This is a genomic window from Pseudomonas sp. P110(2024), assembly GCF_057480795.1.
This window is the reverse complement of sequence record NZ_JBLIYT010000009.1, coordinates 95620-110714: the sequence shown is the minus strand read 5'-3', so window position 1 is coordinate 110714 and position 15095 is coordinate 95620. Positions and strand designations below refer to the sequence as shown.

Sequence of the window (15095 nt, the reverse complement as noted above, 5' to 3'; positions counted from 1 at the left end):
TGACGAGACTGACAAGCGGGGTCCCACACCGATCGTGCAGAACTCAAGCCATGCGCTGTCCCTGTGGGCGCTGGCTTGCCAGCGATGGGCCGCAACGCGGCCCCGATCAGTTGCTCGACAGCCGGTCACCCCGGGCAAAGCGCCAGGTGCGGATGATCTCCAGGCGGTCGAACTCCGCCAGGTCGCCGGTGAACGGCGCGAATGGCGCCGCCAGGCGCACGATGCGCTGGGCCGCCTGGTCCAGCACCGGCTGGCCCGACGATTCCAGTACCAGCACTTCGTACAACGAGCCGTCGCGGTTGATCGACACCATCATCCGCAAGCTGCCGTACAGCTGCTGGCGCCGGGCCTCCTCGGGGTAGTTGAGGTTGCCGATGCGCTCGACCTTCTTGCGCCACTCTTCCTTGTACCAGGCGCCCTTGTCGCGCAGGGTCGAGGCGGCGTTCAGGCGATGGATGCGCGGGCGCTTGGCATACAGTTGCTGCTCATGGGACAGCTCGGCCTCGAGGCTGGCGATCTGGCTGGACAGCTGCGAGCTGTCGAAGTCCGGCACCTTGGCCTCGGGCTTGGGCTGCGGCTTGCTTTCCTTCGGCCTGGGCTCGACCTTCTGGGTTTTCGGCGCCTGGGTGGCGACCACGGACTTCGCCGGTGCGGGCGGGATCTCTGGTTTCGCCGCCGGCGGCGGCGTGATCTTGTTGATCTTGCTGTCCTGGAACGGCGCGACCTCGGTGGTTTTGGGCACCGCCTTTTTTTCCAGGGTGCCGCTGCCCTGCTGGTTGTCCTGGGCCTGGAAGTCGGCCTTCTCGGGCGCCTTCTCACTCTTGAAGGTGGCCAGGGTGATGTCCATGGTGTGGCGGATGTCGGCCGGCTTGACCACGGTGAAACCCACGCCCAGGATCAGCGCTAGGTGCACCAGGGCGGCCAGGAACAGGGTGAAGCCGAGCCTGTCCACCGGGCGAACGCGGGGTGGCAGCAGGTCGGCGGGGATGTCGGCAGGCAGCGTCATCAGGTATCCAGCAACCGCGAAACAGGGCGCAGGTCAGCGAAAAAGGACCGGCATCATACCCCACTCCGCGGGTTTGCCACGTGTCGGCGGTCAGCGCGCCTGCAGCTTGCGATCAATGGCGTCCATCAAACGGCCGCCGATGTCGGTGTTGTAGGCAGCATCGATCTCGCGAATGCAGGTCGGGCTGGTGACGTTGATTTCGGTGAGGTAGTCGCCGATCACGTCCAGGCCGACGAACAGCAGGCCCTTCTCGCGCAGGGTCGGGCCGACCTGGGCGGCGATCCAGCGGTCGCGCTCGCTCAGCGGCCGGGCTTCGCCGCGTCCGCCGGCGGCCAGGTTGCCGCGGGTCTCGCCGCTGGCCGGGATGCGCGCCAGGCAGTAGTCCACCGGCTCGCCGTCGATCATCAGGATGCGCTTGTCGCCGTCCTTGATCGCCGGCAGGTAGGCCTGGGCCATGATCTGCTGGGCGCCGAGCGCGGTCAGGGTCTCGAGGATCACCGACAGGTTGGGATCACCGGCCCGGTGACGGAAGATCGAGGTGCCGCCCATGCCGTCCAGCGGCTTGAGGATCACATCGCCGTGCTCGGCCGCGAATTCTCGGATGATGTCCGGGCGACGGCTGACCAGGGTCGGCGGCGTGCACTGCGGGAACAGCGTGGCGAACAGCTTCTCGTTGCAGTCGCGCAGGCTCTGCGGGCGGTTGACCACCAGCACGCCTTCGGCCTCGGCCTGCTCCAGCAGGTAGGTGCTGTAGACGAACTCCATGTCGAAGGGCGGGTCCTTGCGCATCAGGATCACGTCCAGCTCGGCCAGCGGGCTGTCCTGCTCCTCGTCCAGCTCGAACCAGCGGGCCGGGTCGGCGAACACCTTGAGCGGGCGCATCCGCGCGCGGGCCTTGCCCTGGGCCTGGTACAGGTCGCGCTGTTCCATGTAGAACAGGCTCCAGCCACGGACCTGGGCGGCCAGCAGCATGGCCAGCGAGCTGTCCTTTTTGTAGGAGATGGACGCGATGGGGTCCATGACAATCCCGAGGCGAACGCTCATGGGGTAGTTCCTCTTGGCGGCGGGTGGCCGCGATGGCACGAAAGAAAAGTGGCTCAGGGTGGCGCCGGGCGCGCCCACGGTCAAGGGGCGGGCGGATGGAATGGCCCTCTGGACTGTGTTAAAAAGGCCAGGCACATGGCCTGCACGGCCTTTTGGCGAATTCGCTCCCAGGCAGAAGCGCAACTATGGAACAACCCCTGAAGGTGATGGTGATCGACGACTCCCGCACGATCCGCCGCACCGCGCAGATGTTGCTCGGCGAGGCCGGCTGCGAGGTGATCACCGCCAGTGACGGCTTCGACGCCCTGGCCAAGATCGTCGATCACAAGCCCCGGATCATCTTCGTCGATGTGTTGATGCCGCGCCTTGACGGTTACCAGACCTGCGCCATCATCAAGCACAACAATACGTTCAAGGACACCCCGGTGATCCTGCTGTCTTCCCGCGATGGCCTGTTCGACAAGGCCCGCGGCCGGGTGGTCGGCTCCGACCAGTTCCTGACCAAACCGTTCAGCAAGGAAGAACTGCTCGACGCGATCCGTGCCAGCGTGCCTGGTTTCGCCGCGCAGGACCCACACGCACCCTGACGCCGCCCTCGCCGGACGGCGTCTCTATTTCCTGATGGGGAAACAGCATGGCCCGAATTCTGATTGTCGACGATTCGCCGACAGAGATGTACAGATTGACCGAATGGCTGGAGAAAAGCGGCTATGGGGTGCTCAAGGCCGACAATGGCGCCGACGGCGTGGCCCTGGCCCGCCAGGAGAAACCCGATGCCGTGCTGATGGACATCGTCATGCCTGGCATGAACGGCTTCCAGGCCACCCGGCAACTGAGCAAGGACCCGGAAACCAGCGCCATTCCGGTGATCGTGGTGACCACCAAGGACCAGGAAACCGACCGAATCTGGGCCCAGCGTCAGGGCGCCCGCGATTTCCTGACCAAGCCGGTGGAGGAGGAGGCGCTGATCGCCAAGTTGAAAGAAGTGCTCGGCGCTTGACCACCCGGCCCCAGGGCGCGTCGCTGACCGCCTTCGAGCTGTTGCTGGACATCGACCGGCGCTGCCGCCTGCTGGTGGCCGACCAGCCACCGCAGGACACCCGCCTGCAGCAGTGGAGCGGCATCGGCTTTCGCATTGCCGGGCAGTGGTTCGTCGCGCCCATGGGCGAGGTTGCCGAGGTGCTGCGCGAGCCCCGCAGCAGCCGGGTGCCGGGGGTGCAGCCGTGGGTCCGCGGGGTGGCCAACCTGCGCGGCCGGCTGTTGCCGGTGATGGACCTGTGCGCGTTCTTCGGTCTCGGCCCGGCGGCGGCGGGCAAGCAACGGCGGGTACTGGTGCTGGACCATGAGGAGCTGTTCGCCGGGCTGTTGGTGGACGAGGTGGTCGGCCTGCAGCACTTCGCCCTGAGCAGCCTCGAGCTGTCGCCGCCGCAACCGCTGATTCGCGCGGCCACGCCCTTCGTGCAGGGCCATTTCCCCCGTGAACGCAATTGGGCGATCTTCAGCCCGTTCGCCCTGGCACAGGCCCCGGGTTTTCTCGATGTGGCGTTGTAGAGGATTTTCGACGTGAACAAGCCAGGACCTTCCGTAGCCACCGCAGGCGTCTCGCCAGCCGCCCTGGCCCAGCGCCCGCGCAGCACCGCGCAGATTACCGTGCTGTTCGTGGTGCTGATCCTGTCGATCGTCCTGCTGTTCGCCAACTTCGCTTACCTCAACACCCAGGCCAACCACGACAAGCAGTACATTGGCCATGCCGGCGAGCTGCGCGTGCTGTCCCAGCGCATTGCCAAGAACGCCACCGAGGCGGCGGCGGGCAAGGCGCTGGCGTTCAAGCTGCTCAGCGACGCGCGCAACGACTTCGAGCGGCGCTGGGGCTACCTGCGCGAGGGCGACAAGACCACCGGCCTGCCAGCCGCGCCGGTGACGGTGCGCGACGAGATGGACGCGGTGCGCCAGGACTGGGAGAACCTGCGCAAGAACACCGACACCATCCTCGCCAGCGAACAGACCGTGCTGTCGCTGCACCAGGTCGCGGCCACCCTGGCCGAGACCGTGCCGCAGTTGCAGGTCGAGTACGAGAAGGTGGTGGAGATCCTGCTGCAGAGCGGCGCGCCTGCCAACCAGGTGGCGGTGGCCCAACGCCAGTTGCTGCTGGCCGAACGCATTCTCGGCTCGGTCAATACTGTGCTGGCCGGCGACGAAACCTCGGTGCAGGCCGCCGATGCCTTCGGCCGCGACGCCAGCCGCTTCGGTCAGGTGCTCGAAGGCATGCTCGCCGGCAACCCGGCGATCCAGGTCACCCGGGTCGAGGACGCCGACGCCCGGGCGCGGCTGGCCGAGATCGCCGAGTTGTTCCAATTCGTTTCGGGCTCGGTGGATGAGATCCTCGAGACATCACCCGAGCTGTTCCGGGTACGTGAGGCCGCCGGAAACATCTTCAGCCTGTCGCAGACCCTGCTCGACGAGGCCTCGCACCTGGCCAACGGTTTCGAGAACCTGGCCGGCGGGCGCACCCTGGACACCGTCGGCGGCTACGTGCTCGGCCTGCTGGCGCTGGCTTCGATCATCCTTATCGGCCTGGTGATGGTGCGCGCCACCCACCGCCAGCTGCGCGAGACCGCCGAGAAGAACGAACGCAACCAGCAGGCGATCATGCGCCTGCTCGACGAGATCGAGGAGCTGGCCGACGGCGACCTGACCGTCACCGTATCGGTCACCGAGGACTTCACCGGCGCCATCGCCGACTCGATCAACTACTCGGTCGACCAGCTGCGCGACCTGGTGGCCACCATCAACCACAGCGCCGAGCAGGTCGCCGCCGCCGTGCAGGACACCCAGAACACCGCCCGCCAGCTGGCCAAGGCCTCCGAGCACCAGGCCGAGCAGATCAGCGAGGCCTCCGAGGCGGTGGGCGACATGGTCGAGTCAATCGACCGCGTCTCGGCCCACGCCTACGAGTCGGCCAAGGTGGCCGAGCGCTCGGTGGCAATCGCCAACAAGGGCAACGAGGTGGTGCACAACACCATCCACGGCATGGACAACATCCGCGAGCAGATCCAGGACACCGCCAAGCGGATCAAGCGTCTGGGCGAGTCCTCCCAAGAGATCGGCGACATCGTAAGCCTGATCGACGACATTGCCGACCAGACCAACATCCTCGCCCTCAACGCGGCGATCCAGGCCTCGCTGGCTGGCGAGGCTGGTCGCGGCTTTGCCGTGGTGGCCGATGAAGTGCAACGCCTGGCCGAGCGCTCCTCTTCGGCGACGCGGCAGATCGAGGCATTGGTGCGCACCATTCAGGCCGATACCAACGAGGCGGTGATCTCCATGGAGCAGACCACCGCCGAAGTGGTGCGTGGTGCGCGCCTGGCCCAGGATGCCGGGGTGGCCCTGGCGGAAATCGAGGGTGTGTCGCAGACCATGGCCGACCTTATCCACAGCATCTCCGACGCCGCCCAGTTGCAGACCTCCTCGGCGGGGCAGATTTCCCACACCATGGCGGTGATCCAGCAGATCACCGCGCAGACCTCCGCCGGCTCCGGCGCCACCGCTGACAGTATCCGCCACCTGGCGCGCATGGCCAGCGAGATGCGCCGCTCGGTGTCCGGCTTCACCCTGCCCAAGCCGGTGGAGCGCTCGTGAGCGAGGCGCACCTGAACCCGTCCGGCGAGCGCCACGACACGGTGGCCCTGGCCTGGACCAAGGCGCCGATCCTCGATTGCCTGGGCCAGGCGCGCCAGGCCCTGGAGCGCTTCTCGGCGGAACCGGGCGACCTGTCGATGCTGGCGTTCTTCGTTGACAACCTGCACCAGGTCCACGGCTGCCTGCACATGCTCGCGCTGCCGGGCGCGATGCGCCTGGCCGAGGAACTGGAGCTGCTCGGGCGGGCCATGGCCGACGGTCAAGTGAGCCCACGCGGCGATTGCCTGGGGGCGCTGTTCCGCGGGCTCGAGCAATTGCCGCCGTACCTGGACCGCCTGCGCGGCGCGCGCCACGACCTGCCGCTGGTGGTCATGCCGCTGCTCAACCAGTTGCGGGTCTGCCGTGGTGCCGAGCCCTTGGCCCAGGGCAGCCTGCTGGGCGACCTGGGGCAACGGCTGGCCGGGGCGGCGGACCTGGCCAACCTCGACCTGTCCCTGGGCAGCTGGCGTGAGCACATGCAGGCCGGCCCGGGGCGCGATGCGCTGCGCTCGGTGGTGATGGCCTTGTGCGACGACCTGATGCGCATCAAGGACCGCCTTGACCCCTTCGTCGGCGGCGAGCGCTCGCCCAGCGAGCCACTGGAGTCGCTGCTGCCGCCCTTGCGGCATGTGGCCGATACCCTGGCGGTGCTGGGCTTCCAGCAGCCGCGGCGGGTGATCATCGACCAGGTGCTGGCGCTGCAGGCACTGGTTGAAAAGGACAGCGCCGTGGATGAAGCGCTGCTGATGGATGTCGCCGGGGCACTGCTGTATGTCGAGGCCACCCTCAACGGCATGGTCGGCCCGTTGGAGGAAACCAACCCCGGCAGTTTGCCCGGCTCGGACCTGGCCGAAATCCGCCAGCTGGTGCTCAACGAGTCGCTCAACGTGCTGCAGCAGGCCAAGGACCTGATCGGCGATTGCCTGGAGTCCGACTGGTCGCGCCAGCGCCTGCAGGCCCTGCCCGGCTTGTTGCAGCAGGTGCGCGGGGCGCTGGCGATGCTGATGTTGCCGGCGGCCGCCGAGGTATTTGCCGGTTGCGCGGGCTATGTGCAGGGCTGGCTGGTGCACCTGGAGGATGAGCCGCAAGCGGACGAACTGGCGCATCTGGCAGATGCCCTGAGTGCCGGCGAAGCCTGGTTGCAATGGCGGGTGGCCGATCCGCTGGCCGACGCCCAGCGCTTCATCGCCATGGCCCACGCCAGCCTGGCCGCGCTGGGCGTGCAGTGTGCGCGCGACACGGCAGCCGCCGGCGGCGAGCAGGCGCTGGACGGTATCGACGATGAATTGCGCGAGGTGTTCCTCGAAGAGGCTGGCGAGCTGCTGCCGGAGATCGAGCGCCAATGGCTGCGCTGGCGCGCCGACAATGGTCTGCGCGAGGCGTTGATCGAGGTGCGCCGGGCACTGCACACTCTCAAGGGCAGCGGGCGGATGGTCCATGCCGAAGCCGTGGCCGAGCTGGCCTGGGGCGCCGAGCACCTGCTCAATCGGGTGCTGGAAGGGCGCATCGTGCTCAGCGCCGAAGGCCTGGTGGCCCTGCAGCAGGTGTTCGTGCGCCTGCCCGACCTGCTGGCCGACTTCGCCGCCAGCCAACTGCCGCCCACGGCCGAGATCGAACAGCTGGCCGGGCACCTGCACGCGCTGGCGCTCAACGACACGCCGGCCAGCGCCAGCATCGATGGTCTCGACCCGCAGTTGCTGGAAATTTTCCGCAACGAAGCCCAGGGCCACCTGGCCGGCCTTGATGGCTTCCTGCAGGCGGTCGATGGGCGGGGCAGCGCGGTCAGTGACAGCCTGCAACGCGCCCTGCACACCCTCAAGGGCAGCGCCGCCATGGCCGGCGTGATGCCGGTGGCGGAGCTGGCCACCGCCCTCGACCGCCTGGTGCGCGAATACAAGGGGCACCAGCTACCCCTGCGCGTGGCCGAGATCGAACTGCTGGAGGCGGCGCGTGCGCTGTTCCACCTGGGCCTGGCCCAGCTGGGCAGCACGCCGTTGGCGCCCATCCCCGGGGCCGCCGGGCTTATCGAGCAGGTCGGGCAGACGGTAGACGCCCGGCTGGCCCAGCTCCAGGCCGAACCGCACCCGCCGCGGCGGGCCCGACGCGACCCGCAACTGACGGCCACCTTCCTGACCATGGGCATGGACATCCTGCTCGATGCCGAGGCGCGGCTTGCCAACTGGCAGGGCGATCCTGCGCAGCACCACGAGCTGCACCTGCTGCTCGAGGAAATGACCACCCTCGGTCATGGCGCGCACCAGGCCGAGCTGTGGCAGGTCGATGAGGTCTGCGAAGGGCTGCTGGACCTGTATGGCGCGGTTGAGGAGGGCAGCCTGGCGGTCACGCCACGCTTCTTCGCTGTCGCCCGGCAAGCCCACGAAGCGCTGCTCGACCTGTTCGACGAGATTGCCGCCGGCCAGGACCCGAACCCACGGCCTGAATGCCTGGCAGCCCTGCATGGCCTGCTCGACGATGCCCTCGATCCTGCCGCCCTGGGGCTGGTCGGGGCGAACGGCGTGACAGCGCTGACAGCGCCAGGCGAGTTGCCGGACCCCGCGGTGGTCGAGCTGTTCCTCGAAGAAGCCGGGGATATCCTCGACGGTGCCGACCAGGCCTTGCGGCAATGGAAGTCCGATCCGGACAGCCTGTCGCCGCTGTCGGCGCTGCAGCACGATGTGCTCACCCTCAAGGGCGGGGCGCAGATGGCGGCGATCGGCGCCGTCGAGGTGCTGGCCCAGGAACTGGCGCTGCTCTATGAAGGCCTGGTGGACCGTCGGCTAGGTGCCGGCCCGGCGCTGTTCGAGCTGCTCCGGCGCAGCCATGACGCCCTGGCCGAAATGTTGCGCAGCCTGCGCGAGGGCCAGCCACCGCTGTCGGCGGTGGAGTTGCTGGGCGAGTTGCGCGAGTTCCGCCACAGCGCCCCGCCTCCCGTCGCCTCCGAGCCGCAGGAGGACAACGAAGAAACCGAGGGCGACAAGGAGCTGCTGGAGGTTTTCCTCGAAGAGAGCTCCGATATCCTCGAGAGCGCGGCCGAGTCCCTGGCGCGCTGGCAGGTCGACCCGCGCAACACGGTCGAGGTGGAGAACCTGCTGCGCGACCTGCACACGCTCAAGGGCGGCGCGCGCATGGTCGAGATCGCCGCCATCGGCGACCTCGCCCATGAGTTGGAATTCCTCTACGAACTGCTCGCCGCCGGGCGCCTGCCGTCGACGCCGGCCCTGTTCAGCCTGCTGCAGAATTGCCATGACCGCCTGGCGCACATGCTCGACGCGGCGCGCCTGGGCGAGCCGCTGCATGCGGCCACGGCGCTGATCGACTACATCCGCAACTTCTCCAGCGCCGCCCTGACCGACAGCGTGGCCGGCCAGGCCCAGGTCGAGCCGGCCCCCGCCGAAATCCCGGCCGTAGCCCCCGAGCGGGCGGGCGATATGGTCAAGGTCGATGCCGAACTGCTCGACGACCTGGGCAACCTGGCCGGTGAGCACTCGGTCATTCGTGGGCGTATCGAGCAGCAGGTCAACGATGCGCAGTTCGCCCTCAACGAGATGGAAACCACGCTGGAGCGCATGCGCGACCAGCTGCTGCGCCTGGACATCGAGACCCAGGGACGGATTTCCAGCCGTCACCAGTTCGAGGGTGACACCTATGACGATTTCGACCCCCTGGAGATGGACCGCCATTCCCAGCTGCAGCAATTGTCGCGGGCGCTGTTCGAATCCACCTCGGACCTGCTCGACCTCAAGGAGACCCTGCTGCAGAGGGCCCAGGAAGCCTACAGCCTCCTGCAGCAGCAGGCGCGGGTCAACAGCCAGCTGCAGGAGGGCCTGACCGCTACCCTGATGGTGCCTTTCGAGCGGCTGGTACCGCGTTTGCAGCGGGTGGTACGGCAGGTGGCCAGCGAGCTGGGCAAGCAGGTCGAGCTGGTGGTCGGCAACGCCGAGGGCGAGCTTGACCGCAGCGTGCTCGAGCGCATGGTGGCGCCCTTGGAGCACATGCTGCGCAACGCCGTCGACCATGGCCTGGAGGCCCGCGAGGCACGCCTGGCCGCCGGCAAGCCGGAGCAGGGCACCATTCACCTGAACCTGCTGCACGAAGGCGCCGACATCGTCATCGAGATGAGCGACGACGGCGCCGGGGTGCCGCTGGAGGCGGTACGCAACAAGGCCATCAAGCGTGGCCTGCTTGATCCGCAGGCGCGCCTGAGCGACCACGAGATCCTGCAGTTCATCCTGCGTCCCGGGTTCTCCACGGCCGAGAAGATCACCCAGATCTCTGGCCGCGGCCTGGGCATGGATGTGGTCCATGAGGAGGTCAAGCAACTGGGCGGTTCGATGAGCATCGAGTCCAGTCCCGGCAAGGGCGCGCGTTTCCTGATTCGCCTGCCGTTCACGGTGTCGGTGAACCGAGCGCTGATGGTGCACGTTGACGAGGAACAGTATGCCATTCCGCTGAACACCATCGAGGGCATCGTGCGCGTGCCACCGGCGGAGCTGGAGGCCTGTTACCGGCTCGACCCGCCGCGCTACAGCTACGCGGGCCACGACTACGCGCTGCGCTACCTCGGTGACCTGCTGCAGGGCGGCGGCCAGCCTGGCCTGCTGGGCCAGAGCGTGCCGCTGCCGGTACTGCTGACCCACTCCCATGAGCAGTCGTTCGCCATCCAGGTCGACAGCCTGTCGCCCAGCCGCGAGATCGTGGTCAAGAGCCTCGGCCCGCAGTTCGCCGCAGTGCCGGGGCTGTCCGGCGCCACCCTGCTGGGGGACGGGCGGGTGGTGCTGATTCTCGACCTGCTCGGCCAGTTGCGCGGACAGCAACGGCGTCTGGCGCGCCTGCCGGGCGTGGCCGAGGCGGCGCATGCGCTCACTGGCCCGGTGCCCCGGCGGCCATTGCTGGTGATGGTGGTGGACGACTCGGTGACCGTGCGCAAGGTCACCAGCCGCCTGCTCGAGCGTCACGGCATGAGCGTGCTGACGGCCAAGGACGGCGTCGATGCCATGGCGCTGCTCGAGGAGCACCGTCCGGATGTGCTGTTGCTGGATATCGAGATGCCGCGCATGGACGGCTTCGAAGTGGCCACGCGGATCCGTCGCGATGAGCGCCTGAGCCAGCTGCCGATCATCATGATCACCTCGCGTACCGGCCAGAAGCACCGCGATCGGGCCATGGCCATTGGCGTCAATGAATACCTCGGCAAGCCGTACCAGGAATCGGTGCTGCTGCAGAGCATCGCCCACTGGAGCCAACCCCATGCTTGAACATATTGCCGGCCAGCGCAGCAGCCTGACCGGGTTGCTGCTGCCGCTGGGCGACCGCACCTTGGTGTTGCCAAACGTGGCGGTGGCTGAGCTGATCGGACACCGTGTCATTGCTTGTGAGCCAGGGGAGCCGGCCTGGCACCTGGGCTGGGTCGACTGGCGCCAGCAACGGCTGCCGCTGATCGGCTTCGAGGCGGCTTGCGGCGGGCAGACCCCTTGCGGCGAGCGGGCGCGGGTGATGGTGCTCAACGCCCTGGGAGATACCGGGCTGCGCTACCTGGCGTTGCTGCTGCAGGGTATCCCGCGCTCGTGCAAGCTCGACAGCCAGCTGAACTATGTCGACGTGCCGTTGGCCGGGTTGGAGTTGGCGGCGGTGCAGGTGGGCGAGCAGGTGGCGCGGGTGCCGGACCTGGCGGGGCTGGAAAGATTGGTGCGTGACGGGCAACTGCAACCTGCCGCTGGCTAGGATGGTGTCTGGGCTTGCCCCGTGATAGGGGTTTCAGGAACCCGAACGGCGTAGCGAGGTCTGTGCTTGCATGTACTACGGTGAACGTTTCAACGCCTGGACCCACCTGGTCGGTGCGGTGCTGGCCTGTATTGGCGCAGTCTGGCTGATCGTCGTGGCCGGCCTGCAGGGCGATCCGTGGAAGATCGTCAGTTTCTCCATCTACGGCTTTACCCTGCTGCTGCTCTACAGCATCTCCACCCTCTACCACAGCACCCGCGGACGAGCGAAGCGGATCATGCGCAAGCTCGACCACTTGTCGATCTACCTGCTGATTGCCGGAAGCTACACGCCCTTTTGCCTGGTCAGCTTGCGCGGGCCGTGGGGCTGGAGCTTGTTCGGGGTGGTCTGGGGGCTGGCGCTGGTCGGCATGCTGCAGGAGATCAAGCCGCGTTCGGAGGCACGGATCCTGTCGATCATCATCTACGCGCTGATGGGCTGGATCGTGCTGGTGGCGGTCAAGCCGCTGCTGCACAGCCTGGGCGGTGCCGGCTTCGCCTGGCTGGCGGCCGGCGGCGTGTTCTACACCGTCGGCATCATCTTCTTCGCCTTCGACAGCCGGTTCCGCCACTGGCATGGCATCTGGCACCTGTTCGTTATCGCCGGCAGCCTGATGCACTTCGTCGCGGTGTTCTTCTACGTGTCTTAGAAATCGCCCCACAACTGCTGCGCTACCGACAAAGCCACCACCGGCGCTGTCTCGGTACGCAGCACCCGTGGGCCGAGGCGAGCGGCGTGGTAGCCGCTGACCTTGGCCTGTTCGACCTCCGCATCGCTCAGGCCGCCTTCCGGGCCGATCAGGAAGGCCAGCTTTGCAGGTTTTTCGTGACGGGTCAGCGCTTCGGCCACCGGGTGCAGCACCAGCTTGAGGTCGGCCTCGGTGTCCTTGAGCCATTCGGCCAGGGTAACCGGCGGGTTGATGACCGGCAGGGTCGAGCGACCGCACTGCTCGCTGGCGCTGATCGCCACTTGGCGCCAGTGGGCCAGGCGCTTGTCGGCGCGCTCATCCTTCAGACGCACTTCGCAGCGTTCGCTGACGATTGGGGTGATTTCGTTTACGCCCAGTTCGGTGGCCTTTTGAATCGCCCAGTCCATGCGCTCGCCGCGGGACAGGCCCTGGCCGAGGTGAATGCGCAGCGGCGAGTCGGCCTGGCCGGGGACGGCTTGGTCGAGGCTGACGCGCACGCTTTTCTTGCCTACCTCGAGCAGTTGGCCAAGGTATTCCTGGCCGCTGCCGTCGAACAGCTGCACGGCGTCGCCAGCGGCCATGCGCAGGACACGGCCGATGTAGTGGGCCTGGGCTTCGGGGAGCTCGTGTTCGCCAAGGCCAAGCGGGGCGTCGATGAAGAAGCGGGAGAGTCTCATGGTTCTACTCGGAATCTGAATGGGGGCATCGTCCTCTGTAGGAGCGGCCTTGCGTCGCGATAGGGCCGCAAAGCGGCCCCGGAAACTTCTGCTGCGAAGCTGAAAGCCTGGGGCTGCTGCGCAGCCCTATCGCGACGCAAGGCCGCTCCTACAGGGGGACGGAGGTGTTGGGGCCTAGCCCGGATCGCGGAAATCGGGGTGGAAGTCGGCCGGCACCGCCACGCTGACGCTATCACGGGTGGCGATGTCGATCCCTTCGCTGGCCACTTCGGCCAGGAAGTCGATCTGCTCCGGGGTGATCACGTAGGGCGGCAGGAAGTACACCACGCTGCCCAGCGGGCGCAACAGCGCGCCACGTGTCAGGGCATGCTCGAAGACCTTCAGGCCGCGACGCTCCTGCCAGGGGTAGGCGGTCTTGCCGGCCTTGTCCCGGACCATCTCGATGGCCAGGGCCATGCCGGTCTGACGAATCTCGGCGACATGGGCGTGGTCGGCCAGGTGCGCGGTGGCGCTGGCCATGCGCGCCGACAGGGCCTTGTTGGCCTCGATCACGTTGTCTTGCGCGAAGATGTCCAGGGTCGCCAGGGCCGCGGCGCAGGCCAGCGGGTTGCCGGTGTAGCTGTGCGAGTGGAGGAACGCGCGCAGGGTCGGGTAGTCGTCATAGAAGGCCTGGTACACCTTGTCGGTGGTCAGGCAGGCGGCCAGGGGCAGGTAGCCGCCGGTCAGGGCCTTGGACAGGCACAGGAAGTCCGGGCGGATGCCGGCCTGTTCGCAGGCGAACATCGTGCCGGTGCGGCCGAAGCCCACGGCGATCTCGTCGTGGATCAGGTGCACGTCGTAGCGGTCGCAGGCCTCGCGCAGCAGCTTGAGGTACACCGGGTGGTACATGCGCATGCCGCCGGCGCCCTGGATCAGCGGCTCGACGATCACCGCGGCGATGCTGGCGTGATGTTCGGCCAAGGTCTGCTCCATGGCCGCGAACATGTTCCGTGAGTGCTCCTCCCAGCCCATGCCTTCGGGGCGCAGGTAGCAGTCCGGGCTGGGCACCTTGATGGTGTCCAGCAGCAGGGCCTTGTAGGTCTCGGTGAACAGCGGCACGTCGCCCACCGACATCGCCGCGATGGTCTCGCCGTGGTAGCTGTTGGTCAGGGTGACGAAGCGCTTTTTCTGCGGTTTGCCGATGTTCTGCCAGTAGTGGTAGCTCATCTTCAGCGCCACTTCGATGCACGACGAACCATTGTCGGCGTAGAACACCCGCTCCAGGCCAGACGGCGTCATGGCTACCAACCGCTCGGACAGCTCAATCGCCGGCTGGTGGCTGAAGCCGGCCAGGATCACGTGCTCGAGCTGGTCGACCTGGTCCTTGATGCGCTGGTTGATGCGCGGGTTGGCATGGCCGAACACATTGACCCACCAGGAGCTGACCGCGTCCAGGTAGCGCTTGCCCTCGAAGTCCTCGAGCCACACGCCCTCGCCACGGCGGATCGGAATCAGCGGCAGCTGCTCGTGGTCTTTCATCTGGGTGCAGGGGTGCCACAGGACCTTGAGGTCGCGTTGCATCCACTGATCATTGAGGCCCATGGGCACTTCTCCTGGCGTTACGGCTCGGTTTGACCGCGTAAGCCTAAGCAATGCCGGGGGGCAGGACAACCGCTCAATGACGCCAGGCCGGGCGCCACTCCAGTTGGCGCACGTGCACGGTGCACAGCGGCAGGGTGGAGAGGACCAGGCGCTCCAAGGGGCCGGGCACATCGTGCCAGAAGGTTCCGAGCGCGCCGGGACCGGGCATGAACTCGGTGTAGTCATGGTCGCGCAGGGTCAGCCAGTAGGCGGTTGAGACGGCGCTGCCTAGGGTACTGATCTCCACCTCGAGCAGCAGGCAATCGACCGTCTGGCCGAAGATGATCTCGACATCGGATTGGCCCAGGACAATCAGTTCCGTGCCGCTACGTCCTTCGTCGGTCTTGTAGCGCGAGCTGTAGGCGATGCCATTGGAGACGATGTTCAGGCCCGAGGGCGTGCGCCAGGTGATTTCCGGCATCGGCGCTGAAGGCTGCCACCTGGCAAAGTCTTCCGTGTAGATCACCGTTGTTTCTCCGGCCTGGTTCGGGTGTGCTAACCAAGACTGCCTACCCTTGCGACAGTCAGCTACTGACAAAAATACCAGTTGCAAAAAGCACTTGATGTCACTGCGGTGGCAGGGTGGGCAGAGGTGACGTATTCTTAACGCATCTCTCCCGGG

At 67.1% G+C, this 15095-nt stretch carries 12 protein-coding genes; 7 read left to right on the top strand and 5 right to left on the bottom strand.

Annotated features, from left to right (window positions below; all coding sequences use genetic code 11):
• Positions 1-106: 106 nt before the first annotated feature.
• Both AC25ND_RS15825 and gshB read right to left on the bottom strand, forming a co-directional pair.
• The gene (locus AC25ND_RS15825; protein WP_028688355.1) at positions 107-1006 is read right to left on the bottom strand and encodes an energy transducer TonB; all 900 of its coding nucleotides are present in this window, start codon (positions 1004-1006) and stop codon (positions 107-109) included.
• Positions 1007-1096: 90 nt separating this feature from the next.
• A complete protein-coding gene (gshB, locus tag AC25ND_RS15820; protein ID WP_182321844.1) occupies positions 1097-2050 on the bottom strand; it encodes a glutathione synthase in 954 nt (317 codons plus the stop codon).
• A gap of 185 nt (positions 2051-2235) precedes the next feature.
• On the opposite strand from gshB, the gene pilG reads away from it, so the two are divergent.
• The 7 genes from pilG (at position 2236) to trhA (ending at position 12137) form a co-directional block, all read left to right on the top strand.
• Entirely contained in the window at positions 2236-2637 is a 402-nt protein-coding gene (gene pilG, locus AC25ND_RS15815; RefSeq protein WP_028688353.1) for a twitching motility response regulator PilG, read from the top strand.
• Positions 2638-2684: 47 nt separating this feature from the next.
• Positions 2685-3050, top strand: coding sequence for a twitching motility response regulator PilH (gene pilH, locus AC25ND_RS15810; RefSeq protein ID WP_028688352.1), 366 nt, complete (start codon positions 2685-2687; stop codon positions 3048-3050).
• Complete coding sequence (locus AC25ND_RS15805; RefSeq protein WP_028688351.1) at positions 3047-3601, top strand: chemotaxis protein CheW; 555 nt, start codon at positions 3047-3049, stop codon at positions 3599-3601. Before pilH ends, AC25ND_RS15805 begins: the two co-directional genes overlap by 4 nt.
• Before the next feature lie 63 nt (positions 3602-3664).
• A complete protein-coding gene (locus tag AC25ND_RS15800) occupies positions 3665-5689 on the top strand; it encodes a methyl-accepting chemotaxis protein (protein ID WP_088851767.1) in 2025 nt (674 codons plus the stop codon).
• Positions 5686-10983 (top strand): hybrid sensor histidine kinase/response regulator, encoded by a 5298-nt coding sequence (locus AC25ND_RS15795; RefSeq protein ID WP_486976429.1) that lies wholly within the window; start codon positions 5686-5688, stop codon positions 10981-10983. Before AC25ND_RS15800 ends, AC25ND_RS15795 begins: the two co-directional genes overlap by 4 nt.
• Entirely contained in the window at positions 10976-11449 is a 474-nt protein-coding gene (locus tag AC25ND_RS15790) for a chemotaxis protein CheW (protein ID WP_486976428.1), read from the top strand. The genes AC25ND_RS15795 and AC25ND_RS15790 overlap by 8 nt, the downstream gene beginning before the upstream one ends.
• A 70-nt stretch (positions 11450-11519) precedes the next feature.
• Positions 11520-12137, top strand: a complete 618-nt coding sequence (gene trhA / locus AC25ND_RS15785; protein ID WP_028688347.1) for a PAQR family membrane homeostasis protein TrhA — start codon at positions 11520-11522, stop codon at positions 12135-12137.
• Here the strand turns inward: trhA and AC25ND_RS15780 are convergent.
• From AC25ND_RS15780 to AC25ND_RS15770, 3 genes are all read right to left on the bottom strand, one after another.
• A complete protein-coding gene (locus AC25ND_RS15780) occupies positions 12134-12853 on the bottom strand; it encodes a 16S rRNA (uracil(1498)-N(3))-methyltransferase (protein WP_062360215.1) in 720 nt (239 codons plus the stop codon). The genes trhA and AC25ND_RS15780 overlap by 4 nt on opposite strands.
• A 174-nt stretch (positions 12854-13027) precedes the next feature.
• Positions 13028-14434, bottom strand: a complete 1407-nt coding sequence (locus tag AC25ND_RS15775; RefSeq protein ID WP_028688345.1) for an adenosylmethionine--8-amino-7-oxononanoate transaminase — start codon at positions 14432-14434, stop codon at positions 13028-13030.
• 73 nt (positions 14435-14507) lie between these two features.
• Positions 14508-14939 carry a hypothetical protein gene (locus tag AC25ND_RS15770; protein ID WP_143496085.1) on the bottom strand — a complete coding sequence of 144 codons (432 nt, stop codon included), beginning with the start codon at positions 14937-14939 and terminating at the stop codon, positions 14508-14510.
• Between the last annotated feature and the right edge of the window lie 156 nt (positions 14940-15095).